This window comes from Pontibacter saemangeumensis, assembly GCF_039541895.1.
Taxonomy (GTDB): domain Bacteria; phylum Bacteroidota; class Bacteroidia; order Cytophagales; family Hymenobacteraceae; genus Pontibacter; species Pontibacter saemangeumensis.
Map to the genome: position 1 here is coordinate 769,963 of NZ_BAABHC010000016.1, position 24,607 is coordinate 794,569.

Genomic DNA, 24,607 nt, shown 5'->3' on the forward strand with positions numbered 1-24,607 from the left:
CAATCCGCTCCCCGTTAAAAAGCATAGGACTTAGCCTTTGCACCTATGAAAGAGTACTGCCCCATCGCCAACTACGGCCTTATCGGGAACATGCACACCGTGGCCCTGGTGTCGAAGTACGGTTCTATCGACTACCTGCCTTTTACGCGCTTCGACGCCCCCACCATCTTCACGGCACTCCTTGATAAAGACAAGGGGGGCAACTGGCAGATAAAGCCGAAACACCCGGAGACCAGTTTCAAGCAGTTGTACCTGCCCGACACGGGCGTGCTGGTTACCCGCTTTTTCACCCCTGACGGGATGGGGGAGTTGACGGACTTTATGCCGATCCGGCGCAAGAACTACAGCTGTGCGGTAGTGCGCATGCTAACGGTCATCAAAGGGAGCATTACGTTCCAGATGACTTTCAGGCCGCGCCTGAACTATGCCCGCTCAGAGCATGAGGTACTCCAGGAAGAGGGTGCGCTGCTTTTCAGGAGCAAGGGAGCCGACAACACGGTATTCCGCCTTATCACCGACCAGCAGGTGCAGGTGCAGGAGGGGGATGTTACCGCGGAGTGCACCCTGAAGCAGGGTGCCAAGGCTTCTTTTGTGATAGAGGCCGTGCCTCAGGAGGAAAGCTCTTTTAAAGGGCAGGAGCTGCGTTATTTTACTGAAACTGCTTTTCAGGACACGGTGATGTACTGGCAGACCTGGTCGGAGCAGAGCACCTACCAGGGCCGCTGGCGCGAGATGGTGCTCCGCTCTGCCATCACCCTGAAAATGATGACCTCGCTTGAGTTCGGTTCCACGATTGCCGCCGCCACGTTCGGCCTGCCCGAGGTGATCGGCGGGGGGCGAAACTGGGATTACCGGTTCACCTGGATCCGGGATGCGGCCTTTACCATGTACGCCTTTCTGCGGCTGGGCTTCACTGAGGAAGCGAAGCACTTCATGCAATGGATCATGGTGCGCTGCAAAGACATGAAAAAGGGCTCGGACCTGCAGCTGATGTACGCCGTGGACGGGGAGGCGCACCTGGAGGAGCAGGTGCTCGACCACCTGGAGGGGTACAGGGGCTCCGGGCCGGTGCGGATCGGGAACGCTGCCTTTAGTCAGTTTCAGCTCGATATATACGGCGAACTGATCGACACGATCTACCTCTACAACAAGCACGGCGGCCCCATTACGTATGATTTCTGGAAAGACCTCACCATATTTGTCGACTATGTGGCGGACAACTGGCACCACCCCGACCATGGCATATGGGAGGTGCGGGACGAGAAGCAGGAGTTTCTGTACTCGAAGGTGATGGCCTGGGTAGCGCTGGACCGCGCCATCCACATTGCCACCAGCCGATCATTCCCGGCACCGCTCGAGAAGTGGCTGGGCGCCCGCAACGCGATTTACAAAGACGTGTATGAGAACTTCTGGAGCGAACAGCGCCAGGCTTTTGTGCAGTACAGGGGCGCAACCGTGCTGGACGCGGCGGCCCTGGTAATGCCGCTGGTGCGCATGCTCAGCCCGGCAGAGCCCCGCTGGCAGGCCACGCTCAAAGCGATCGAGGAAAACCTCGTGACGGACTCGCTGGTTTACCGCTACAGCACCGAGCACGGCGCCACAGACGGGCTGGGCGGCACAGAGGGCACTTTCAGTATCTGCTCGTTCTGGTACATTGAGAACCTGAGCAAGTCAGGGCAGATAGACAAGGCACGGCTGCATTTTGAGAAGATGCTAGGCTACGCGAGTCACCTTGGCCTTTACTCCGAAGAGATTGGCTTGCAGGGCGAGCTGCTGGGCAACTTTCCGCAGGCGTTCACGCACCTGGCCCTGATCAGTGCCGCGGTAGAGCTCAACACCCGGTTATCCGTGAAGCCGGGCGGGGAAATCAACCCGCTCTATACCTAGCTGACCCTCCCCCTCTATATGGGACAGACACCGGAAATCATCGTGTACCTCGGCTGGTGCCATATCAGCTATATATCCGTATATCGCCCGTTTCGGCTAGCCATATATGTCTGACGCCCCTACTCAGATGGGATGGTAAAGCCAAGGTCTGTGCTGATCAGGAAGGCCTTTAAGCCGTCGCTGCGCCAGTACTGCGACGCCCGGAGTTCAATGCTCTTCAGCATCGTGCTGTTGCTGGTGAAGGGCAATCCGAACCTGGCCACGCCGAAGAGCGGCGAGTAACGCACGCCCAGCCCCACTTTATGGCTGCTCACGTCAGCCAGGTCATAATCAGACGTATAGAATTCCTGGCTGATGGTGTGTTGCTTATATGGGTTGAAATAATCAGCGGCCGTTTGGGTATGGTATCGGTAGAAAGGGTATATGGAGAAGAACGGCCCGAATTTAACCGGTGTCTCCACCTCCACGGTGTTCCCCATGATGCCCCAGTCATCCATGTAAAAACGGTAGAACATGCGCGCGGTCAGCAGGTCGCTGAGGTAATAATTAACCCGCAGGCCGATCGGCAGTTTCAGGCGGCTGCCCGGCAGTTGCTCCACCAGCGCCTCTTCCTGCTCCTGCACATACACCCGGTGAAACGGCGTGGACAGCAGCCCCGTCTGGTATACCAGGTCCGCGGAGAGCGAGGCCTGCATCCGCCTGTTAATGACCTGCGACACGGTGGCTGACAGGTTAAAAGACTGACGTTTGTTAGTATCCACCAACTGGCCGTTGCCCCGCAGTTCAACCGGGTATATGAGCGTCCAGGCATCGTAAAACACCTGCCCGCCCAGGCTCAGCTCCCGATTGCCGTCCCGCGAGGCCTGCGCCCAGCCCGCCGACAGCGAAACCGACTGGTAATCGTACTCGGTGGAACCGCCGATGGTAAGGCTCTTGGTGGTGCGGTTCAGGCTGTTGCGGCGGCTCAACCCCACGTTTATATGGGTGCGCGTATCGGAGCTGGAGGCTGATGATACGCTGTAGTCGATGTTATCGGAGGAGGCGGAGGAGTAAAAATCCATCCCGAAGTTCACCAGCAGGTTGGTCACCGTATCCAGCGGCACATTCACGATAATGGTCGGGGTTACGTCCGTCAGCTCCTCCGTGCCGATGCCGCCGGTCACGGGCGAATGGGTACCATCCTGGCTGTAGTAGCTGGCCAGGATGTTCACATCGGCGGGAGGCAGGTCCTGTACGCGCCGGCTCACCCGGGGTGCCGCATGCTGGGCAAACCCGCTCAGGGACGCCATCGCAAATGCCGCAAAGAAACCCAGAAACTTATAGGCTAGTTGCATCCGCAACCTCCTCCCACTTTACCCCCGTTTGCGCCGGAGGCACCTTCGCGGTACGATTCAAAGTTCTGTTCGAATGCCTCCGAGCTGCGGGCGCTCAGCTTCATCTCCTCCTCGTTGAGGTAGGATTTCTGATAGGGTTTCACCGCTTCGCAACTGCTCAGCAGGGCGAGCACGGAAAAGGCAGCGAACAGTGTTCTGTGTTTTCTCATTTTACAGCGGATTAATCAACAGTGGCAGTAGGGGCTGCCGTTATTTTCTTGCTCTGGTAATAATGCAGGTGCAGGCTCTCCGACGTCAGGACCTCGTTGTTGTCTGTTATCAGCAGGCATTCCACTCCTTTCAGTTGGTTGATCAGGTATAGGCCTTCGTCTTTGCCCAGCACCGAGACTGCCGTGGCGAGCGCGTCCCCCAGTTCCCCGTTGGGGCACACAATCGTCACGCTTTTCAGCCCGGAGGCCGGAAAGCCCGTGCGCGGGTCGATGATATGGGAATAGCGTTTGCCCCCGATCTCCGCATATTTCTCGTAGTTGCCGGAAGTCACCACGGCGGTATTATCGGCGGTGAGCCACGAGAATACTTTATCCTTCTCCTCCGGGTCGGCAATGCCGACATACCAGGAGGAGCCATCAGCCTGCCTGCCCCAGGTCACCAGGTCGCCGGCCGCGTTCACCACACCGCCCTCAATGCCCATTTCGCGCATTATATCGCGGGCCCTGTTGGCGGCATACCCCTTGCCGATGGCCCCAAACCCGATCTTCATACCCAGTTCCTTCAAAAACACACTGTGGTGCTCTGGGTTCAGGATGATGTTTTTATAATTGATCTTCGCAACGGAGGCGGCCACCTGCTCCGGCGCAGGCAGTGTTTTCATACTCCCGTCAAACCGCCATACTTTGTCGATGGAGGCAAAGGAGATATCAAACGCGCCGCCCGTCATCGCGGAGATGCGGTTGCTGCGGCTGATGAGGTCATATAGTTCCTGGTCTACCACCACCGGTTTGATGCCGGCGTTGCGGTTGATCTCGCTGGTCTGGGAGGTGGGCTGCCACTCTGAGATAAGGGCCTCGATGCGCATTGTTTCGTTGATGCCGGCCTCAATGGCCTCCCATGCCTTCTGCTCATCGCGGCTTACCGCCGCCAGCTCGAAGCGGGTGCCCATCAGCAGCAGTACCTTTTTATAGGCATGGGGCTCTTTGGTAGGCAGACGCTGCGCCTGCACCTGCACCAGCCAGGTCAGGCTTAAGAACAGCAATATCATCAGGCGCCTAAGCATAGAGGTATAGTTTATGGGTAAAGAAAAACCCACTCCGGGATTGAGTGGGTTTTTCCTTATTGCTTCTGTAGTTGTTTGAGGTGTTCGATATAGTTTTCAGGGCCTCCGGCCTTATAGCCGGTTTTGGAGATCACATTGCCGTTCTCGTCTGTCAGCACCACCAGCGGGAACACCCCGTCTTTGTTGTACTTCGCAGCGAGGGCCTCATTCTGCTTTGTCTGCACTTCCGGCAGCTGGTTCTTTTTCATCCTCGGAAAATCCAGCTCCAGCAGCACCAGGTTATCCTTGGCATATTGCTTAAATGTCTCAGATTCCCACACCTCCTTGCGCAGCATGATACAGGGTTTGCACCAGTCAGACCCGCCAAACACCATCAGGATAGGCTTATGATCCGCTTTAGCCTCTGCGGCGGCCTCCGCATACGTCACATTCCAGCCTTCGGGATGGGAGTTCTGCGCAAAAGCAGTGTTCAGGCCAAACAACACCCCCAACACAACGGTCAAAAAAATGTTCTTCCTCATTAGCTCTATATTTATTTGAAGCCGCGTACGGCCTTGCCTATATAATTAAAAAGGGCGCGAGCAAGTTCCGGCTTAGGCCATATATATTAGGCCATATACAGCTGTGCTGCGCTCCTGCATTTCCTCCACGGTTAGGATATGGGAATGTGTCAGCTGCCCTGTCGGTTCAGTTTGGAAACCTCACACCTATAACGCTGCTGCTCCTGCTGCTGTTGTAGGCGACGGCACAAAAATGTATGGAGAATTTTTAAGCTGTTACCTGGTTTTTGAAAAGAGCCATGGCAGCAGTGCAGGCTCATCGAAAGCGTTTACCCAGCTGTTGTGGTCCACCTCCGGGTATATGGTCAGCTTCACGTTGCCACCGGCCTTTGCAATAGCCGCGGCCATTATTTTTGACTTCTCTACCGGCACCACGCTGTCCTCCTCCCCATGAAACACCCACAGCGGTACTTTCCTCGCAAATTTTCGGGCAGTGGCCGGGTGCCCGCCCCCGCAGATCGGGAAAGCCGCTGCAAACGTGTCGGGCTTGCGGCGCAGCAGCTCAAACGTGCCCATGCCGCCCATCGAGAGGCCGCCCAGATATAGGCGGTCTTCGTCCACCTGCCCCGCGTCTTTTAATTCTTCCAACAGGCCCAGCAGGTTCTCCATGGCGGCGGTAGGTTTGCCCCCTTTCCGGAAATTGAAGGTGCGCCTGCCGTTCTCGTCCGGCACGATGTGTACGTTGGACCAGTAGGAGTCTTTCGGGCACTGCGGGAACACCACGATCGCCGGAAATTCCTGCTGGTTCTCCAGGAACAGGTCTGCGCCATATACCAGTTGCGCCTCATTGTCATGGCCACGCTCGCCGGCTCCGTGCAGCACCAGCACCAGCGGGTACTTTTTCGCAGTGTCGAAGTTTTCAGGGTACAGAATGCGGTACGGGAGCGTATCGTTGTTTTGGATATATAGCTTGTGCTCATACGCGTCCAGGCTTTCCTGCGCCTTCGCTGAAAAGGCCGCTACAAAGATCAGAAAGGTGAGGACTATGTTAGGTAATTTCATATTCTCCTTTGCGGGCTGAGGGGTTTGTCAGCCTATATAGGCAAAAGCGGAATGGGCTATTTATCAGACTGCTCTTTAATATATAACCCATGTTGCTCTACCATATAGTTTCTTTGAAGATTGAAACCCTACCTTGCCCGAGAGGGGAATCTTCCTCAAGAGTAGTATATTTCTCTCCTGGGAGGGGTAAGGATGCTTAACAAAATAAGCAAATCACAACTTGAGTTTATATATGATTTGACTATTCAGAAGCCACGCACCGGAAACCCGTGTTCTCCAGGCCTGTGTCTGCTGAGGATTTCATGCGGGAGGTGACGCGGTAGCCTTTGCAGTAGCTGCTGTGGCACATGAAAGATCCCCCACGCACCGTCCGCTTCGGTGTGTTTGGCTCCTGCGGATCGTAGCTGCTGTCCGGTCCTGTCGGGTTTTCAGAAACACCAGCCGCCTGGGTTTTGTAGTAATCAGCGGCGTACCAATCGGCGCACCATTCCCATACATTGCCAGCCATGTCGTATAGGCCAAACTGGTTGGCTGCGAAGCTCTTCACAGGTGCTAGCCCTTTGTACTTGTCCCAGCCCGTGTTATTGCTCGGGAAGGTACCCTGCCACGTATTGGCTTTTGGCTGGCGCTGTTCCACACCTTCGTTCCCCCACGGATATAGCTGCGCCTCCCTGCCTCCCCGCGCCGCGTACTCCCACTCTGCTTCCGTCGGCAGCCGCTTGCCGGCCCATTTGGCGTAGGCCGTCGCATCGTCCCAAGACACCTGCACCACCGGGTAATTTTCTTTGCCCTCGATGCTGCTGCCAGCGCCCTGCGGATGGCGCCAATCGGCTCCTTTCTTCCAGCTCCACCACTGCGCGGCATTGTGCAGGGGCACCGGTTGGGCAGGCGGCGAAAAAACCAGCGACGCCGCTACCAATAAGCTATCATGGGGCTTGGGCGTGCCGGGTGGCAACTGCCGCTTCAGTTCTTCCCAATCCGGGGCGCGCTCGGCGGTGGTTATATAGCCGGTGGCCTCCACGAATGCTGCAAACTGCGCGTTCGTCACCTCGGTGGCATCCATCCAGAAGCCACTCACCTTTACCTGGTGCTGCGGATACTCATCGGGTCGCCCCTCCGGGTCAGTGGCGCCCATGGCAAAGGTCCCGCCCTCCACCCACACCATTCCCTCGCGCGACAGCTCCTTCGCCTGGTAGGCAGCCGTGTCAGAAGAACCGGCAAAGCGTGCCGGCAGGCTGCTGGTACACGAGGCCATGGATGTGGTATCGGCTGTGGCTGTGTTTGTTACCGTTTCTTTCCCGCTGCCTGCATCGCAGGCGGGGAGGCAAAGCAGGGCAATAGCGGCGACAAGGCCGGGGGCGGTGTTATTGTGCATGTCATTTACGGTAGTTGCAGGAAACCATATGTCCCAAACAGCAGCACTTTTCAATAAGTGCCTTTATAGGGGAGGTCGATGCGCTTGTAGGGGACGTTCTTGAGCGGGATCTGCAGCCCGTCCGTGGACTCCAGCCAGTTCCACATATCGGCTTTCAGTTCCATGGCCACTTTTTCGTAGGCGGGGTTCCGGATCAGGTTATTCATCTCCTGCGGGTCTTTCTGGATATCGTACAGCTCGTTGATGTCCCACACGCCATGGTTGTAAATATACTTATACTGATCTGTTCTCACCCCGAAAATAGTCGGCGTTTGCGGGAAAGCCCATTCCCAGTAGTATTCGTAGTACATCCGGTCGCGCCAGGGCGGCTGCTCCCCCTTTAGAAGCGGCAGGAAGGAGTTTCCCTGCATATGAGGCGGTTTCTCCAGGCCGGCCAGCTCCATCACGGTCGGGGCGATGTCTACGTTCATCACCATCTGCTGCACTTTCGTGCCCGGTTTGATGAGGCCGGGGGCGCGGGCCAGCAGCGGCACGCGGATAGAGGCCTCGTACATATCCCGCTTATCAATCAGGCCCAGTTCCCCGAACTGAAAGCCGTTGTCGCCCATATAGATTACCATCGTGTTTTTATCGAGCTCCTCTTTTTTTAGCCAGTCCAGCACGCGCCCAATGCTTTCATCCACGCTCAGCAGCGTTTCGAGGTACTGCCGGTAGAAGTCATCAAAGGCAATGGCGCCGTCGTACATGCCATCCACGCCATGCCAGCTGTTGCGCTGCGCCTTCACCCACTTCGGAATGTCCCGCACATTCACCGGCCCCTTCGGCGCCTGTACCACCCCCCACCGTCTGCTGCTGTCGGTAGCGGTGAGGTACATGGAGGGCGGGCTGATCACTTTGATGTCTTTGTACTTGTCTTCGTGCCGCCTGGCGGGCATAAACTCTGAGTGCACGCCCTTGTGCGAGAGGTAGGCAAAAAAGGGCTTGTTCTTGTCGCGCTTGCTGAGCCATTCCAGCGTATAGTCTGTCAGCAGGTCGGTGGTATAGCTGCCTTCCGGCTGTTTCACTTCCTTGCCGTTGATGTTGAATGTCGGGCTGTAGTACACGCCCTGTCCTTTGAAGCTGACCCACTGGTTGAAGCCCGGTTGCGGTTTATCGTCGGTGTTGCCCATATGCCACTTGCCGAAAAAGCCCGTCTGGTAGCCCTGCTCCTGCAGGTACTGCGGGAAAAAAGTAAGGCCCTCCGGCAAAGGGGCGCTGTTGTCCACGATCTCATGGGTGTGCGCATACTGCCCCGTCAGGATAGAGGCCCGGCTCGGCGAGCAGAGGGAAGTGGTGACGAAGGCATTCTGCAGGTGGGCCCCTTCTTTTGCCATGCGGTCCATATTGGGGGTCTGCAGGCCGGGCACCTTCCCCATGAAACCCATAAAGTCGTACCGGTGATCGTCGCTCAGGATATAGATCACGTTCATCGGCTGCTGTGCTTTTTGCTGCTGCGCCTGCAGGACCCTTGGAAAAACAAGGGCTAAAATCAGCAGCGATACCAGTAGCCTGCTGGTGTGCAAGGTAGCTAGTTGTGTTGTCATAAGCGCTCGGTTTTTTTAAGTAAGACTGCGTACAAGCCTTTGGACAGCCCCGGTATATATACGGGCAGAGGCCCTGTTTTCTTTTATCTGCATCTACCCTGTTATATATAACCCGCGCTTATATATAACCAGAGTCGTAAAAGCGTTAGCTTCTGCCAGTTGTAACTGCGTTGCCTGGCAAGCACAACGGTTATCATTTCATATATATCATCTGTTTAAACACTGTGTGAATTGTAGGTGTGTCTGCTTTACAGCCTAATTTTTCATCGGCGAAGCAGGCCAGTAGACGGCGATTTTCTTTCGTAGAAAAGCCACGCTTCTCTCTAACTGGTCCATGCCGTCCACACCGTCTTCTATGCTTATCCAGCCGTCAAAGCCTACTCTTTTCAATTCGCTGAAGATGGCGTCATAATCGTTCAGCCCCTTGCCGATTTCCCCATGGCTAAGCCTTTTCGCGTAGCCTACGGCTCCTTCTTCCTCCTTTTGCAGATCTTCAATGGTGCCATATTTCAGGTAGCGGTCGCTGGCGTGCATCGTGACCACCCGCTTCGAAACCCTTTTCAGCAGCTCCAGCGGATCCTCCCCAGCTAAGAAAGCATTGCTCGGGTCATAGTTTACACCGAAGTTGGGGTGCTCCACGCTGGCTATCAGTTGACAGAAAACGTCCATCTTCTGGGCGAATTCAGGATACTCCCAGAAATCATCCTTGTAGTGATTCTCCAGGATGAGCGTGATGTTTCGTTCTGCTGCGTAGGGCAGGCAGGCTTCAATGCACTCTGCCGCGAGCTTAACCCCTTCGTCCGTACTGAGTTCAGGCCGCCGCTGCCCGGACAGCACCCGGCAGTAGGCCCCTCCCAGCGCATAGGTCATTTCTATCCAGTGCTTCTGTTTCTGGATTTCTCTCTGCCGGAAGGCGGCATCGGGGTGGGTGAAATCCGGGGAGCAGCACATCATCGGGATTTCTTTGCCCTGATCCTCCACCATTTTCCGGAACTTGCCCCAGTTGTTTTGGTTCTCCATCTCCAGAAAGCCGGCATACCACTCCAGGCCTTCTATATCCAGCTGGCTGGCTAAGTTAATCCACTCTGCCAGGGCCATGGAACTGTCTTTACACAAAGCCTGCATGTACGCTTTCGGAAATGCTGCTAATCTGGGCATCTGAATCTTTTTGATTATTTATATAACGAGGACTGGGGAATTGTTCTGCCTAAGCTTCTAACAATTTTCCACCCCTCCGGCTTCACAACTTTCATGTTCTATAGCTAAGTGTGGTGCTCTCAGGCCGAGAGGCCTCGTTTTCCCCCTCGGCGCTGTGTAAGTGAAGCTGCCCTCGCTCCGCTGCGGGCTGCCTCACTTCGTTCGGCACCACATCACTTACAAGGCACCTCAAGGAAAAACTGGAAAAAATGTCGCTTTGTGCAAGCAACGCATTATATATTCTTTTGCATAATGATCATTATATCTGCGAATTGCGCTAAATTTAATTCCCAAGTTCACGTTTATATAGCTTCCTCAGATTCTAACCCCTGAGCTCCGCTAACGAATACTTATTACTTGATGGTACTGGTGTCTTTAGGGGCGTTTCTGCCGATCATGGGGTGCTGCTCTAATTCCATCACCTGCCCACTGATGGGGCCGCACTCATCCGAAAGCCAGAAGACGGCGGCGGCCGCGATCTCTTTGGGCCAGATGATCCTGCCGGAGGGGGCATACATGTCCGGTAGGCTTTTGTACCAGGTTTCCGACAGGCCGTGCTCCTGCTTTCGTTTGATTTCTGTTTCGGTCAGCACCCAGCCCGGGTTGATCTGGTTCACCCGTACCCCCTTGTCCCGGAAGAGCGCATCACCCAGATTCCGGGTCATAGTCATTAGACCGCCTTTTGAGATGCTGTAAGCCAGTAAATTAGGCTCTCCGCTCCAGGCATTGACGGAACCGATGTTGAGCACGTTTCCTTTCGTCTCGCTCAAATGGGGCAAGGCTGCTTTTATCAGCAAGAGGGGGGCCACGGTATTCACCGCCAGCACCTTGTGCAGGAACGCGCCATCTGTATCTTCAATGTTGGAGGATACCACCATGGCCGCATTGTTCACCAGGGCGTCCAGCTTACCGAAGGCTTTCAGCGCTACCTCCACCAATTGGCCTGCCGTTTCCTCCTTTGCTAAATCAGCTATATATAAAACGGCTTTTTCAGGGCCGATTTCCGTTAAAACCTCCTGGCCCAACTCCTCTTCCAAACCATGTAAAACGACTTTGGCGCCTTCCTCCACGCAACGGAGGGCGATGGCTTTCCCGATGCCCGTGGTGCTGCCGGTGATGATGATTACTTTGTCCTGTAGCCTCATCTTATATCGGTTTTAAAACACTTTTCACCACCTCTCCGCGGTGCATTTTCTCAAAGGCCTCCCTCCAGGAATCCAGCGGCCACACTCCCCCGATAATCGGGCGAACATTCAGGGCGCCTGTGCTCATCAGGCCGATCACCTTTTCCCATATGGGCCAGTTGTGGCTGAAACTCCCCTGCAGTCGCACGTTCTTCTGCACCAACGGGTCCAGAGAAAAGCCGCAGGGCTGCGGCCCCCATCCTACTTTGGTGATCTGCCCGTTTGGTCGGACAAGGTCCAGCGCCATTTTTAGGGTGACACTGCTACCAGCGGCATCCACAATCAAATCAGCCCCCAGGCCATCTCTTTCCAGGGCCCATTCCCTGGCGTTCCCGACCAAAGGCGCACAGCCGTACTGCCTGGCTATGTCAAGCCTGCCTCTGTCGGCTTCCAGCCCCAGAACGGCGACATCCGCCCCATTAAGCTTTGCGATGGCGGCGCAAAGAATCCCAATGGTGCCGGGGCCTATCACCAGCACCCTGTCGCCCGGATTGATTTTGGAATTCATGACCACCGCATTGTAGGCAACGCAGCAGGGCTCAGTCAGGCAGGCTTCTTCGAACGGAACGTGTTCGGGAACACGGTGCAAGCACCTTGCCGACACTTTCACGTACCGCGTCATCGCGCCGTTCACCCCGTACCCGAAGCCCTTCCGGGTGGGATCGAGGTTGTAGAGCCCTACCCGGCTCATGGGGTTCTGAGCATCGATGACAGCGGCCGTTTCGCTTACCACCCTGTCCCCTTCCTGCCATCCGGTCACTCCAGGGCCAATTTCCACGATCCGGCCGCCGAACTCGTGGCCCAGCACCACCGGGTAATTGACGGGCCAGCTGTGGTCGGAGGTCCATTGGTGCAGGTCGCTGCCGCAGACCCCGACATTCTCTACTTCCAATAGTACTTCTCCTGCCGCAATCCCGGGCCGTTCGATTTCCCTGATTTCTACGGAGCCTTTCGCTTCGGCATAATTTACGACAGCGGCTGATTTCGTTCCGGTTGACATGCTTTTCTATATAGGGTATATATAATTATCTGATTGGAACATCGCCCTGGGCATGAATGGCGTCACAAATCATCCGGAGCGACGCCTCCAGGTCACCGTCTGCGGTTTTAAAAGCGTCTGCATCAATGGTGAGCGGCGCTCCTAACACTACCAAAGGCGCACCATAGCCGGGACATGCGATGGCCTGCTCCAGGGAAAGTCCGCCCACTGCCTGCACCGGTATATGCACGGCATCCACCACTTCTTTGAGCTGATCGAGCGGACTGGGCATCCGTTTTCCCTGGGCTGCTATTCCCCGCCTTTCGTCATATCCTATATGGTGTATCACAAAATCGCACCCCAGGGTCTCCAGCAGGCGGGCACCGGCCACCATATCCGGACAACCCAGGTTATCGCCCATCACCTTGACACCATGATCCTTGCCCGCCTGCACCACGCATTTGATGGTTTCTGCATGGGCTCTGGCCATCACCACCACATGGGTAGCCCCGGCCTTTGCCATCATTTCGGCCTCCAGATAGCCGCCGTCCATGGTTTTCAGATCGGCGACTATCGGAACGCCCGGAAACGCCTCCCGCAGCTTCCGGACCCCGTGCAGTCCCTCCGCCAGAATAAGCGGTGTACCAGCTTCCAGCCAATCCACGCCCGCCCGCATGGCCAGCGCGGCGGTTTCCAGGGCTTCGTCTATATTGGTAAGATCCAGCGAAATCTGAACAATTGGTTTCATAGAAAACGATATAGTTTGGCCGCCTCTGTTGCAAGGGTACTTGGTTGATAACAGGAAATTACAGGCCTCACGGTCATGGATTATTTAAGTTATCCTATTTCCCGCAGTAATTCAAGAAACATTTTCAGCAAAAAGCAAATTGGCTCTGACAGAGGCATCCGTATACCTTTTCACTGCAATTTGAATTACACCTCAAACGGAGAAACCATATACCCAAGGCTAAGTGCGATTCGACTGCAACCGTGACAGGTGCTCAGGATTTCTTCAACCCCCTGAATGATCCTCCCGCACCTAATCATCTTTCAACAGGGTGGGTCACCTGATCGACTCCTCTGGCAATTCCTTTTTGATGCCCTCATCCAGCGGCATCTTCGCCTGATCGGCCCCGGTTTTTTGAAGCAGTTGGGCTAACTCCTTTTTAAGTTCCTCTTCCCTGGCTGCGTAGGCCGGCTTGTTGATCAGGTTCTGATCTTCCGCCGGGTCGACTGCCAGATGGTACAGCTCGGCCATATGCTTGTCCGGGCCGCCATCGCCCGGCGGGTAATGCATATACTTCCAGCTATCGGTGCGCACGCCCCTGACATTCGGTGTGTAAGGAAATTCCTTCTCGTAGTTGTACTCATAGAACCAGGCTTTTCTCCAGTTGCTCGTATCGCCCTGCACCAGGCGCTTGAACGACTGCCCGTGCACGTCCTGCAACGGCGGTGCGCCGCACAGTTCGAGCATGGTGGGCGCAATGTCCAGGGTCAGCACCTGTTTCTCCACCACCACCGGCTTGTCGGTGGGCGTCAGGCCCGGGTAGCGCACGATGAGCGGTATGCGGATACTGGGTTCGTGCATCGTGCGTTTGTCTACCATGCCATGCTCCCCGTTCAACAGGCCGTTATCGGAGGTAAAAACGAAGATGGTGTTATCGAGCTCGCCCATTTCCTGCAGGGTCCTGTAGATTTCCCCCACGCTGTCGTCCACGGAGAGGATGGTGCCCCAGTAGGCGTGCACCATGGCTTCAAAGTCATCGACGCCTGCCGCCGAGGAGTCCGGGAAGTCTTCCCGCCAATCAAACAGGGGGCCATAGACGCCATGCCAGGTCACACGCCGCTTTTTTATCCATTCGGGCTTGTCCTCCAGTTGAAACGCGCTTTCGGGGTAAGCTACCTGCACCTGCCGGAAGGCATTTTCATACTTCGGTTCCGGCGTGTAAAAGCTGTGGGGCGCCTTGTGGCCCAGCATCAGCACAAACGGCTTGCTCCGCTCTTTCTTCAACCAGTCGTTGGCCATCTTCGAAACCACGGTGGTATAATAACCTTTCACGACTTTGGCTCCCGCCCCGTTTATGTTGAACTCGGTGTCGAAATATTTCCCCTGGCCCTTGTGGGTAACGAAGTAGTCGAAGCCGGGGCGGGGGGCGTCATTCCCTTCGCCCATGTGCCATTTCCCGATATAGGCCGTTTCGTAGCCCGCTGCCTGCAGAATGCCCGGGAAACTGGGCAGCCCTTTGGGGTACTCCGTGAAATTGTTCACCACGCCGTGCTTGCTGGCATATAAGCCGCTGAGAATAGAGGCCCGGCTGGGGGAGCAAAGCGAGGTGGTGCAAAAATAGTTCTTGAAATAAACCCCCTCCTTCGCCAGTTTATCAATGTTGGGGGTTTTCAGATGCGGGTGCCCCGCCACACTCAGCGCATCCCAGCGCTGATCATCGGTGATGATGAAGACGACGTTCGGTTGCTTTATGGCCCCCTTGTCGCTGTTCTCGCTTCCGCAGGACATGCTAATAAGCATGATCAACCCAAAACAACACCTGACAGCAAGATTCCAGACTAATTTCATAGACGTGGGTTGTTATATATATGCTCAACCAAATGCAATGCAGTAGTTATATATGAAATGAGCCCGGATATATAGCTGCGCCAGCTGCCTTCTCAATCACGAAAAACCAACCCGTTCTATCCGGATTTTAAGAAGTCCGGAGTTCAGTTGCAGGGTCGAACAGCAGCGGGAAAAACTTTCCTTCCATTTTTCCGCCTTTCTTAATAACGGGCACACCGGTTAAAACCTCCTCATCCGTATCGGACCGGGTACCATCCGCGAATACGTTCAGCACAAAGGCTCTCCTCGATCTGTCTGATTCGTTTTTATAGGAACCATGCACCATCAGCGGATGATGGAAAGCAGCATATCCTTTTTTAAGCTCGATCGGAACGGGCTTGAATTCCGCTTTCTGCTCTTCCGTTAAGTATGCCATAATCCCTTCCATATCCCCGGCCAGCTCCGGCTTATCCAGCAGGCCCCAGCGGTGGCTTTTGGGTATATAGTACAGGCACCCGTTCTCCCGGGTGGCGTCGTCCAGGCCGGTCCAGCAGGTCAGGTGCTGCATCGGAACGGTTCTGGTCCAGTAAGAATAATCCTGGTGCCAGGCCACCACGCCGCCATGATGGGCCGGTTTAACGAAGAGTTGGTCGTGCCAGAAGCGGACTGGGCTGTTGCCCAGTAACTGGCTTGCGGCCATCACGAAGGCCGGGTTCCACAGCACATCATGAAAGCCCGCGGCCATTCGCCAGGCACCCAGCGCATGAAACAACACCGCATTCGGGTCTGAGGATTCGTTGGTGTGAAACTCATAATAAAGGTCGTTGGCAGGGTGAGCCGGGTCCGCTATCTCGGCCAGTTCCCTGTTCAGGATATCTACCTGCCAATCTTCCAGCATCTTAATATTGCTCACGTACCCATTCTCCTGAAAGAAATCCACCTGCTCCTGCGAAAGTCTGTACTGGTCCCACTCTGCAGCGGTTGCGGGCCACTTGAATATGTCTGACACCAAGGTATGAAACTCCGCAAGGTCTTTGGGTTTAAGGTTTCGGGCTGATGAAGTTGGAATCTGTGTCATGGGCTATGGGTATATATGATCGTGTTATGAAGGACAGCGGTGCTGTATCAGGGAAACATGATGAATATACCACCTATCAGCCAAAAATCCAGCTATTCCTTCAGATTTTCGTCCAGTTCCCTGATGGCGATGTTCCGGAAACGATGGGCCGCGCCGGGTGCCCAGGAATTCAGGCCACAACAGTCGCCTGCTACCGGGGAGTACAAGGACGTCCAGTGCGACTGGAAGCCGATCATGCCTTCGGTCGCGCCGGCCGTGAAGTCGTTCCTGGGCTGTTGTACATCCCACATCTGCACCCCGTTTATCCAGAGCGTGACGCGCGGCACTTCACCCACCATGCGTATCCGGAAGGAGTTCCAGTCGTTGGGCTTCCATACCTTTTCCCGGTCTGTGGCCCTGGCAGGTTCGCTTACCTGCATCCGCTCCCCTAACAAATGCCCCGTACTGCCCGCGGCATCGTCCAGCTCGATCTGGTATGCAATGCCGCTCTCGGAGGACCGGATGAAGATGCCGCCATTGGTAAACGAGTCAATCTTCGCCTCCACGTAGAGCTCGAAGTTCTTGTACTTTTTATCTGAGAGCAGCACGCCGCCCTGCCCGTAGGGATTTTGCCGCAGCACGATCGCCCCGTTCTCTACCCGCACATCGGGTGTGGTGCCCTGGTGTGTGGTGCGGCTGATGTGCCAGCCCTCCAGGTTTTCCCCGTCGAAGATCGGCTTGAAGCCTTCGGGTATCTGCGCAGCGGCAGCTGTATATATAAAAGTGAAAAGCAGAACGGGTAAGAGGTGCTTGAGCTGCATAGCTATTGTTTTAGCAAGTTTATATATGCCTATGGCCTGGCCTCCATCACCACCCGGAAACCGACATCGAAGCCGTTGCCCGGGCCGGCGGCGTGCGTCATATAGGTGGCATTCTTAGCATCGCCGGTAAAGGAGGCGCCTTTCAGCACATGGAGCTTCCCTTTGCGCGGAGGCACCGGGTCAGCGAATATTTTCTCGTTGTAGTAATCCTCCACCCACTCCCACACGTTGCCGATCATGTCATATATCCCCCAGGCATTGGGCTCTTTGAAGCCGACCGGCCGGGTGGTGGTGTCGCTGATCACGCCCATTGCGCGGGCCTCGGGCCACGGGATGTCATCGTCGGCCCCGGCGCGGGCGGCGTACTCCCACTCAAACTCGGTCGGCAGCCGGTACACGTTTTTCTTGTCCATCTGGTTGAGCTTTTTGACAAAGGCCTGCGCATCCTCCCAGGTCACGTTTTCGACCGGGTGCTTTTTGGCGTCCCCGGCCACCTTGTCGCCCTGGTAAAAGGACGGGTTGCTGCCCATCACCTTCTCCCACTGCGCCTGCGTCACCTCAAATTTGCCTATATAATACGGCCGATCGATTTTCACTTTGAATCCGGGCCTGGCATCCGCTGCGGCCATTCTCTGCGCCTCTTTGTAGGCGGATGGCGGCAGCATTTTTCGGGTATGGCCCTCCTGGTTCGGTTTGGGGGCCACATAGGCGCTTACCGTCGGCTGGTACCTGCCCACAACCATGCTCCCCGGCTTGATCAGCACGAACTCCATCCCGATGCTGTTCTTTACCGTCTGCTCCTGGGCCAAAAGCTGCGTTTCGGGCAGCGCACATAGTGCCAGCAAAAGCGTGATTCTCAGTTTCAGGCGCATAGTTTCTTTGCTTTATTTCCCTTCTTCCGCCCAGTTGCGTTGTGTGTTACGGTAGCCCTTGTGCACTTCCAGGTACTGCATCGTCGCCCCACCGGGTATGAGCTTGATCCGGTCCCGCACCTCCTTCACCTCCTCGGGGGTGATGACGGTGGCGTTGTTGCCCAGGTCGCTGCTGTTGCGCACGTAGCTGAGCACGGCTGCGATCCACTCGTCGCTTTGGTTAGCCATGGAGGGCATCATGTCCGCGTATTCCTTGCCATCGATGGGCCCCTGCAGCCCGTGCAGCATGATCTCGATGGGCAGGATCTTGTCGGAGTCCCGCAGGCGCGGCGAACCGGCAAGCGGGGGGGCCGGCATACGTTCGCCCACCTGTATCCCTTTTCCCTGCGGGCCGTGGCAGTTGGTGCAGAGCTGGTTATATATAACGGCCCCCTTCGCGATCAGCTCCCTGTCTTCCGGGCTGATGTTTTTCACCCTTTCCCGCTCTTCCGCAATTCTCCTGTGCGTCTCAGTAAACGACTTATACGAAGATTGCAGCACCTCATTGTCAGGGTTTGCCGCCAGAAGGTCCTTCACTATCGCCTGGGCCTGATCGGTTTCGTTCGAGCGGAGCGACAGGGCCAGTTGCAGGCGCACCTCCGGGCTCGGGTCATCTTTCAGGGCGCTGAGTTTTTCGATGACTGCTTTGTCGTTCTGCCTTATATACATTTCGCTGATCCAGACACCGGCTTTCCTGACCTGGGGGTTTGAATCCGCAAGGGCTTTGTACAGCAGGTCTTTGTCCATGGCACCCAGGCCTTCCAGCGTCCACAGCGCGTGGATGCGCGTCACGTCACTCGGTTTCGCTTTCAGGGTTGCCTTCTCCCCGAGGGCGATCTGCTTCAGGGCAGGAACGACCGATTTGTCGTTGTTCACCACCAGCAGCGTCTGCGCGTTGTCGCGCCACCAGCCATTGGGGTGCTCGAGGTACGTTACCAGTTTGCCGGCTGGCTCGTTCAGCATGTTGGGGCGCTGCGTATCCAGCTCATGGTCTTCGTGCACCACGCGGTATATACGGCCCATGCCCCTATTCTTATATAGCTCCTTTTGCTCGATGATCCCGCCCAGGTATGTGCCCGGACCAGACCACTCGCTCTCCTGAATGATGCCGTGGTACATGTCCACGATATAGAAGGCGCCGTCCGGGCCGGTGTAGGTATTGATGGGGCGGAAGTTAAAATCCGCGGAAGCCAGCCAGTCTTTCCCCTCGTACACATTGTCGATGATGATCTTGCCGTCTTCATTCAGGACCTTGCCCCGCTTGATAATGCGCCCTACCGGCTCGGCTATGAAAAAATCCCCGATCATATCCTTGGGCATGCGGTCGCCGCGGTAGATGGACTGGCCGCAGCCTGAGGTGAAATGGTTAAGCGTATTGTCCTCCGGGCGCAGCGCGTTTTCCCCGCCCTGTGCGTCTATCGTCCCGATGATGGGCCACGGAACGGCAAACTCCGGCGTAAACTGGTCTTTAAAATTGAGGGCGCCGTAGGCGGGCATCTGCTGTATCTGCACGGCGGGCAGGCCCGGCCCGGCCTCTGAAAAGTACAGGCGCCCGTAATCGTCGTTGGTGATGCCCCACTGGCCTGTCATGTTGTCGATCATGGTGTCTGCCTCCAGCACCCCGTCTTTGAACTTGTAGCGCAGTTTATCGCGGGTGGGGTAAATCCAGTTGTCGCGGTTCCACATCAGGCCGCCGTTCTGGTGCTCCAGGTTCCGCAGGTCGATCTCATCGTTGCGGAACACCATCTTCTTCTCATCGGCCTTGCCGTCCCCGTTGGTGTCGCGGTAGCTCCATATATGCTTCAGGTTGGTTTCCTGCACCAGCACCCGGTCGCCGATGGGCAGCACCACGCGCGGCAGCACCAGGCTGTCGACAAAGATGGTGTACTTGTCCATTTTGCCGTCTCCGTCGGTATCCTCCAAAAGCTTGATCCGGCTGGTTGGCTCAAACTGGTTAGTCCCCTCCGAGTCAATCATATAGGTGTTCATCTCCGCCACGTACATTCTGCCGTTGCCGTCCCAGGCCAGGGCAACCGGCTCCTGCACCATCGGCTCGCTGGCCACTAACTCGATGCGGTAGCCCGGCGGGAGCACGATCTTGCTCATGCTCTCCTCCGGAGAGAGGGGGGTAGCGGGAGGGTTTTCGTCTACCACTACTCTTTCGAAGCCCTCACCTTCGGATACCTGCTGTTCCGTGGCGCTTTTCCGGTTACAGCCGATGCACGTGAGCAGGGCCAGTAATATAATACTGAATCCATGAAAGGGGTTGCTATATATGGCTCTGGAATCCATGGTGGTCATCTTTAAGGGTTCTTATAAATTATCATATACTCAGGATCAGGTCTGACAGCCTTGCCGCGGATCTCCGCTACTGATTCTCGCGCAGGGTAAAGGCCGCTTCCTGCACATCGCGCGAGTTCGTGCCGATATATACCTTGAAGTCCCCCGGCTCATATACATACTCCAGGTCCCGGTTATAGAACTTCAGGTCGTCGATGGTGATCGGGAAGGTTACGGTTTTGCGCTCGCCTTTTTTCAGGGAGATATTCTGGAAGTTCTTCAGTTCCTTCACCGGCCTTGTCACCGTCCCCACCAGGTCCTGTATATAGAGCTGCACCACTTCCTCTCCGTCGTAGTTTCCGGTGTTACGCACCTCCACGCTTACTTCTAACGTCTCCGAGGGCAACATGGTATGCTGGCTCAGCTGCGGCTGGGAGTAGCTGAAGGTGGTGTAGCTCAGGCCGTAACCAAACGGGTAAAGCGGTTCGTTCGGCACGTCCAGGTAGCGCGACTTGTATTTGTCCAGCTGCTCCCCGCCAAACGGGCGACCTGTGTTTTTATAGCTGTAATAGATGGGCACCTGCCCGACTTCGACCGGGAAAGTGGCGGTCAGTTTTCCGGATGGGTTGTAGACCCCGAAGAGCATGTCAGCGATAGCGTTTCCGGCCTGAGTGCCGCCAAACCAGGTCTCCAGGATGGCATCGGCGTTTTCGTCCTCCCATTTCAGGGCCAGCGGACGGCCGTTCATCAGCACCAGCACCAGGGGCTTCCCGGTTTTCTTCAGCGCCTTCAGTAGCTCCTGCTGCTGGCCCGGCAGGGTAATATCGGCGCGGCTGGCGGCTTCCCCCGTCATCCCCTGCGACTCCCCTACCACGGCCACGATCACGTCAGCACCGCGGGCTACTTTCACGGCCTCGGCAATCATCTGCTCCGAAGAGCGGGTGTCGATCTGCAGCTCACCGCCGTGGGCGTTCAGGCGCTCGATCATCTGCTTGTCGTCGGTGATGTTGGCTCCCTTGGCATATATAACTTTTACGCTGTTGCCTGCCACTTGCTTGATGCCCTGCTCCACCGACACCGCCAGTTTCCAGTCGCCTGCGCCGCTCCAGTTCCCGATCATGTCGCGCTGGCTCGTGGCCAACGGCCCGATCAGGGCGATGGTGCCGGACCGCTTCAGCGGCAGCGTCTGTTTTTCGTTTTTCAGGAGCACCATGCTTTCGCGGGCAATATCACGGGCCGCCTCGATATACTCCTGCTTCATGATCGTCTCTTTGGCGCGCTGCTCATCTACGTACCGGTACGGGTCCTGAAACAGGCCCAGCTTATATTTGGCCTCCAGTACCCGGCGGCAAGCCTGGTCAATTTCCGCCTCGCTCACTGCACCGCTCTTCACGGCCTGCGCCAGGTGCTTGAGGAATACTTCTCCTACCATATCCATATCTGCGCCCGCTTTCAAGGCCAGCGCCCCCACCTCGGCCTCAGTGCCCAGCCCGTGCGGCACCAGCTCGTTGATGGCGGTATAATCCGTCACCACTAGGCCGTCAAAGCCCCATTTCTCGCGGAGCAACTCTGTCAGCAGCCACCTGTTGGCCGAGGCCGGGACCCCATTGATCTCATTGAAAGCCGTCATCACGCTTGCTGCACCGGCGTCAATGGCGGCTTTGTAAGGCGGCAAAAACTCCTGGTACATGCGCAGCAGGCTCATGTCCACGGTATTGTAGTCGCGGCCGGCCTCGGCGGCACCGTACAGGGCAAAATGTTTTACGCAGGCCATTACCGTGTTTTCCTTCGTCAGGTCTTCCCCCTGGTAACCGCGCACCATGGCACGGGCCACCTGCGAGCCATACCACGTATCCTCGCCTGCCCCCTCCGCAATACGCCCCCAGCGCGGGTCGCGGGCGATGTCTACCATCGGCGAAAACACCCAGTTCAGCCCATCCGCGCTGGCCTCTTCCGCCGCAATCCGGGCGCTTTTCTCAATAAGCCCCATATCCCAGGTGGCGGACAGGCCCAACGGGATCGGGAAGATGGTGCGGTGCCCGTGAATGACATCGTAGCCAAACAAAAGCGGGATTTGCAGGCGCGTGCCCGTCACGGCCAACTCCTGTAGCTTTCTGGCCGCAATAGGCGTGAAGGTGTTGAAAACACCGCCCACGTTGCCTTTCCGGATGTTCTCATCCACGTTCTGGCTCACCACCGGGCCGGTCACGTCAAACCCCACCGCCACTAGGTTCAGCTGCCCAATCTTTTCATCCAGCGTCATCTTCGCCAGCAGGTCGCCCACGAATCTGTCCATCTGGGGGTCTACGGACTGCGCTGTATCAGGCGCCGTCACCGTACCTGCCGCTGCGGCGGTTTCGGTTGTTGTCCCCTGTTGTGAGATGCTCTCTGCACATCCCATACACAGGAGAAGAATGCCGGCAGCAATGGGGAGGCTCTTCATATGCGTTGCAATTATTTTGATAAATGAGGGGTTAAGGCCTTCTGCCAGATCTGGTAGCCTTTGTTGTTCATGTGCAGGCTGTCGTCCAGAAAAATCTCAGACTTCGGTTTCTTGCCCTTGTCCAGCATCAGGCTATATACATCCACGAATTTTGCTTTGGGTTGAGATTTCAGGTAGGCGCGGATGAGTTTATTCGCCTCCTCCATCACGGGCTTGTACTGCCAGCGCGACGGGCTGGGCTTGATGGAAACGTACACGATGGGCACCTGCGGCATTTCCTGGCGTATGGACTGGAAAACATCCTGAAAACGCGCCAGTACTTCCGGTGCCTGCACGGTGCCGCCGGCAAGGTCGTTCTCGCCGGAGTAGATCACGATCTGCTTCGGCTGGTACGGCAGCACGATGTCGTTCAGGTAGTATTTCAGGTCCAGCAGGTTAGAGCCGCCAAAGCCCCGGTTGATGACGGTGTGGTTCGGGAACATCTCCTGCATGCTGTCCCACATCCGGAAAGAGGAACTGCCTACAAACAGGATCGCATCTTTCGGCGCCATCTGCGCACTGTCCTGCTGTTTATATGCCTGTATCTCGTCCCAGAACGGCGGTTTGTCATCCTGCGCCTGCGCCGTTGGCAGCACGATAAAACATAGAAGCAGCAGGACAAGGTGTAGTGTGTGTCGATTCATCAGTTAATCAGTTAAGTTGGATTTAAATGGGTGCGCACAGTGCGCTTTCTCTCCAATTTATATATAATCCAGTTAAAACGCCTACTTCAGTTGCGGACTCTCGAAGCCCAGCTTCTTTAAGCCGGCCTGTACCTCCGGTGCGCTCATAAACAGATCCCAGAGCAGGCCGCTGCGCCCGTTCTCGATCATCACCGGGATCGGCCCCTGGTCGATGCCCAGGTAGCGGGGCGTATACCAGTCTTTCTCTTCTGAGAAAGCATCGTAGAACCCGTACTCACCCCACAGTTTATCCCCCATGTCGTCGTAGAGGTGTCGGATCACTTTCATGGATTCCGCCGGGGCATAGGGGTACGAGGAAAGTGCGGCTGTCGGGGCGATTACCCCCAGGTCGTGTTTCGGGCTGTGGCCGGCGTACCCTTCGGGTGAGTAGCTGGAGGTCAGGCCCCAGGTGTCCTCCCCGTAGCCTTCGAAGTCCTTCGGGTTGTCCACGCAGTAATCGTGCTGGATCATGGTGTGGTTCTGGTTGAGCTTCCAGTAATCGGCGTACTTATCCTTTAGCCCCCGCGGGTCCAGCCCCAGGTACGAGTAGTGTGCCCAGAACATCGGCCCGACCGTTCCCTCGTGGCCGTTGTGGCTCAGCACCACCTCACGGCCGTACGCTTTCGCATCAGACACGATCGCCCCGCTCTTCGCCCAGCCCTCGTGGTAAACCTCGGCGGGCACACCATGCGTGGGCGAGGCGGCCGCCAGCACGTACATGATCAGGGCTTCGTTGTATCCCGATACCGGGAAATTCATCTCCCAGGCATACTCCGGGCTCCAATGCCAGTACAGCACATTCTGGCCGTCCTTGCGGTACCAGTCCCATTCCACTTCTCTCCAGAGGGTGTCTATCTGGGCGGCCAGCGCTTTTTCTTCTGCGTTGCCGTCCTGCAGGTACTGCCGCACGGTGAGCAGCCCCTGCACGAGGAATGCCGTCTCCACGAGGTCACCGCCGTTGTCCTTCTGCCCGAAGGGCTTTACTTTGCCGGTCTCCCCCTGTATCCAGTGCGGCCAGGCGCCGTGGAAGCGATCGGCCTTCTCCAGGTAGTCCACCATCTTCTGCAAGCGCTGCACCCCTTCCTCCCGGGTGATAAAACCACGCTCTATCCCCACCAACAGAGCCATCAGCCCAAACCCCGTGGCACCCGTCGTGACCACGTTGCGGTCGTCGGAGGGGTAAACATTGTCCATGTGAATTCGCTCCCGGGCCAGGCCGGAGGTGGGCTCCGCCCCGTCCCAGAAATACTGGAAGGTATTCTTCTGCACCAGCGTCAGGAGTTCCTCGTCACTCAGCCGGTTTTCCGCTGCCTTGGTGGGAGTGGCCGCCGTGGTCGTCTCGGTTTCAGTGGGATTCTGACACCCGAAGATGCCAGCCAGCGACAATGCTACAAGTAGGTTTGATCTCAGTCTCATCTTTTATAGAGTATCGTTCGTCATATTCA

20 protein-coding genes are annotated in these 24,607 nt (G+C 56.4%); 1 reads left to right on the forward strand and 19 read right to left on the reverse strand.

Annotated features, from left to right (window positions below):
* Window positions 1-45 precede the first annotated feature (45 nt).
* Entirely contained in the window at window positions 46-1,887 is a 1,842-nt protein-coding gene (locus tag ABD920_RS17230) for a glycoside hydrolase family 15 protein (protein ID WP_345160738.1), read from the forward strand.
* A 119-nt stretch (window positions 1,888-2,006) separates the two neighbouring features.
* On the opposite strand, the gene ABD920_RS17235 is transcribed toward ABD920_RS17230, so the two are convergent.
* From ABD920_RS17235 to ABD920_RS17325, 19 genes are all read right to left on the reverse strand, one after another.
* Complete coding sequence (locus ABD920_RS17235; protein ID WP_345160739.1) at window positions 2,007-3,221, reverse strand: DUF3570 domain-containing protein; 1,215 nt, start codon at window positions 3,219-3,221, stop codon at window positions 2,007-2,009.
* Window positions 3,212-3,430, reverse strand: a complete 219-nt coding sequence (locus ABD920_RS17240; RefSeq protein WP_345160740.1) for a DUF4266 domain-containing protein — start codon at window positions 3,428-3,430, stop codon at window positions 3,212-3,214. Before ABD920_RS17240 ends, ABD920_RS17235 begins: the two co-directional genes overlap by 10 nt.
* Before the next feature lie 11 nt (window positions 3,431-3,441).
* Window positions 3,442-4,494 carry an FAD:protein FMN transferase gene (locus tag ABD920_RS17245; RefSeq protein WP_345160741.1) on the reverse strand — a complete coding sequence of 351 codons (1,053 nt, stop codon included), beginning with the start codon at window positions 4,492-4,494 and terminating at the stop codon, window positions 3,442-3,444.
* Window positions 4,495-4,550: 56 nt separating this feature from the next.
* Window positions 4,551-5,015, reverse strand: coding sequence for a thioredoxin family protein (locus ABD920_RS17250; RefSeq protein ID WP_345160742.1), 465 nt, complete (start codon window positions 5,013-5,015; stop codon window positions 4,551-4,553).
* 255 nt (window positions 5,016-5,270) lie between these two features.
* Window positions 5,271-6,056: a carboxylesterase family protein gene (locus tag ABD920_RS17255; protein WP_345160743.1), complete on the reverse strand. Its 786-nt coding sequence runs from the start codon at window positions 6,054-6,056 to the stop codon at window positions 5,271-5,273.
* Between the two features lie 241 nt (window positions 6,057-6,297).
* Window positions 6,298-7,431, reverse strand: a complete 1,134-nt coding sequence (locus tag ABD920_RS17260) for a formylglycine-generating enzyme family protein (protein ID WP_345160744.1) — start codon at window positions 7,429-7,431, stop codon at window positions 6,298-6,300.
* A gap of 50 nt (window positions 7,432-7,481) precedes the next feature.
* Window positions 7,482-9,014, reverse strand: a complete 1,533-nt coding sequence (locus tag ABD920_RS17265; RefSeq protein WP_345160745.1) for a sulfatase family protein — start codon at window positions 9,012-9,014, stop codon at window positions 7,482-7,484.
* Between the two features lie 255 nt (window positions 9,015-9,269).
* Complete coding sequence (locus ABD920_RS17270) at window positions 9,270-10,172, reverse strand: sugar phosphate isomerase/epimerase family protein (RefSeq protein WP_345160746.1); 903 nt, start codon at window positions 10,170-10,172, stop codon at window positions 9,270-9,272.
* Between the two features lie 392 nt (window positions 10,173-10,564).
* Complete coding sequence (locus ABD920_RS17275) at window positions 10,565-11,356, reverse strand: SDR family NAD(P)-dependent oxidoreductase (RefSeq protein WP_345160747.1); 792 nt, start codon at window positions 11,354-11,356, stop codon at window positions 10,565-10,567.
* A gap of 1 nt (window position 11,357) precedes the next feature.
* Entirely contained in the window at window positions 11,358-12,395 is a 1,038-nt protein-coding gene (locus ABD920_RS17280) for a zinc-binding dehydrogenase (RefSeq protein WP_345160748.1), read from the reverse strand.
* Window positions 12,396-12,420: 25 nt separating this feature from the next.
* Window positions 12,421-13,122, reverse strand: coding sequence for an orotidine 5'-phosphate decarboxylase / HUMPS family protein (locus tag ABD920_RS17285; protein WP_345160749.1), 702 nt, complete (start codon window positions 13,120-13,122; stop codon window positions 12,421-12,423).
* 315 nt (window positions 13,123-13,437) lie between these two features.
* Window positions 13,438-14,889, reverse strand: a complete 1,452-nt coding sequence (locus ABD920_RS17290) for a sulfatase family protein (RefSeq protein WP_345160750.1) — start codon at window positions 14,887-14,889, stop codon at window positions 13,438-13,440.
* Between the two features lie 187 nt (window positions 14,890-15,076).
* Window positions 15,077-16,006, reverse strand: a complete 930-nt coding sequence (locus ABD920_RS17295; protein ID WP_345160751.1) for a phytanoyl-CoA dioxygenase family protein — start codon at window positions 16,004-16,006, stop codon at window positions 15,077-15,079.
* 92 nt (window positions 16,007-16,098) lie between these two features.
* The gene (locus ABD920_RS17300) at window positions 16,099-16,806 is read right to left on the reverse strand and encodes a 3-keto-disaccharide hydrolase (RefSeq protein ID WP_345160752.1); all 708 of its coding nucleotides are present in this window, start codon (window positions 16,804-16,806) and stop codon (window positions 16,099-16,101) included.
* A gap of 29 nt (window positions 16,807-16,835) precedes the next feature.
* Window positions 16,836-17,678, reverse strand: a complete 843-nt coding sequence (locus tag ABD920_RS17305) for a formylglycine-generating enzyme family protein (protein ID WP_345160753.1) — start codon at window positions 17,676-17,678, stop codon at window positions 16,836-16,838.
* Window positions 17,679-17,690: 12 nt separating this feature from the next.
* Window positions 17,691-20,009 carry a DUF7133 domain-containing protein gene (locus ABD920_RS17310; RefSeq protein WP_345160754.1) on the reverse strand — a complete coding sequence of 773 codons (2,319 nt, stop codon included), beginning with the start codon at window positions 20,007-20,009 and terminating at the stop codon, window positions 17,691-17,693.
* Between the two features lie 76 nt (window positions 20,010-20,085).
* Window positions 20,086-22,440, reverse strand: coding sequence for a beta-glucosidase BglX (bglX, locus tag ABD920_RS17315; RefSeq protein ID WP_345160755.1), 2,355 nt, complete (start codon window positions 22,438-22,440; stop codon window positions 20,086-20,088).
* Window positions 22,441-22,451: 11 nt separating this feature from the next.
* Window positions 22,452-23,123, reverse strand: a complete 672-nt coding sequence (locus ABD920_RS17320; protein ID WP_345160756.1) for an SGNH/GDSL hydrolase family protein — start codon at window positions 23,121-23,123, stop codon at window positions 22,452-22,454.
* Window positions 23,124-23,204: 81 nt separating this feature from the next.
* Window positions 23,205-24,578, reverse strand: coding sequence for a glucoamylase family protein (locus ABD920_RS17325; protein WP_345160757.1), 1,374 nt, complete (start codon window positions 24,576-24,578; stop codon window positions 23,205-23,207).
* Window positions 24,579-24,607 lie beyond the last annotated feature (29 nt).

Coding starts and splice junctions, on each gene's coding strand:
- ABD920_RS17235 (WP_345160739.1), bottom strand. CDS start 3,221: ATGCAACTAGCCTATAAGTTTCTGGGTTTCTTTGCGGCATTTGCGATG.
- ABD920_RS17260 (WP_345160744.1), bottom strand. CDS start 7,431: ATGCACAATAACACCGCCCCCGGCCTTGTCGCCGCTATTGCCCTGCTT.
- ABD920_RS17290 (WP_345160750.1), bottom strand. CDS start 14,889: ATGTCCTGCGGAAGCGAGAACAGCGACAAGGGGGCCATAAAGCAACCG.
- ABD920_RS17250 (WP_345160742.1), bottom strand. CDS start 5,015: ATGAGGAAGAACATTTTTTTGACCGTTGTGTTGGGGGTGTTGTTTGGC.
- bglX (WP_345160755.1), bottom strand. CDS start 22,440: ATGAAGAGCCTCCCCATTGCTGCCGGCATTCTTCTCCTGTGTATGGGA.
- ABD920_RS17300 (WP_345160752.1), bottom strand. CDS start 16,806: ATGCAGCTCAAGCACCTCTTACCCGTTCTGCTTTTCACTTTTATATAT.
- ABD920_RS17280 (WP_345160748.1), bottom strand. CDS start 12,395: ATGTCAACCGGAACGAAATCAGCCGCTGTCGTAAATTATGCCGAAGCG.
- ABD920_RS17255 (WP_345160743.1), bottom strand. CDS start 6,056: ATGAAATTACCTAACATAGTCCTCACCTTTCTGATCTTTGTAGCGGCC.
- ABD920_RS17270 (WP_345160746.1), bottom strand. CDS start 10,172: ATGCCCAGATTAGCAGCATTTCCGAAAGCGTACATGCAGGCTTTGTGT.
- ABD920_RS17265 (WP_345160745.1), bottom strand. CDS start 9,014: ATGACAACACAACTAGCTACCTTGCACACCAGCAGGCTACTGGTATCG.
- ABD920_RS17295 (WP_345160751.1), bottom strand. CDS start 16,006: ATGACACAGATTCCAACTTCATCAGCCCGAAACCTTAAACCCAAAGAC.
- ABD920_RS17325 (WP_345160757.1), bottom strand. CDS start 24,578: ATGAGACTGAGATCAAACCTACTTGTAGCATTGTCGCTGGCTGGCATC.
- ABD920_RS17310 (WP_345160754.1), bottom strand. CDS start 20,009: ATGGATTCCAGAGCCATATATAGCAACCCCTTTCATGGATTCAGTATT.
- ABD920_RS17245 (WP_345160741.1), bottom strand. CDS start 4,494: ATGCTTAGGCGCCTGATGATATTGCTGTTCTTAAGCCTGACCTGGCTG.
- ABD920_RS17320 (WP_345160756.1), bottom strand. CDS start 23,123: ATGAATCGACACACACTACACCTTGTCCTGCTGCTTCTATGTTTTATC.
- ABD920_RS17305 (WP_345160753.1), bottom strand. CDS start 17,678: ATGCGCCTGAAACTGAGAATCACGCTTTTGCTGGCACTATGTGCGCTG.
- ABD920_RS17275 (WP_345160747.1), bottom strand. CDS start 11,356: ATGAGGCTACAGGACAAAGTAATCATCATCACCGGCAGCACCACGGGC.
- ABD920_RS17285 (WP_345160749.1), bottom strand. CDS start 13,122: ATGAAACCAATTGTTCAGATTTCGCTGGATCTTACCAATATAGACGAA.
- ABD920_RS17240 (WP_345160740.1), bottom strand. CDS start 3,430: ATGAGAAAACACAGAACACTGTTCGCTGCCTTTTCCGTGCTCGCCCTG.
- ABD920_RS17230 (WP_345160738.1), top strand. CDS start 46: ATGAAAGAGTACTGCCCCATCGCCAACTACGGCCTTATCGGGAACATG.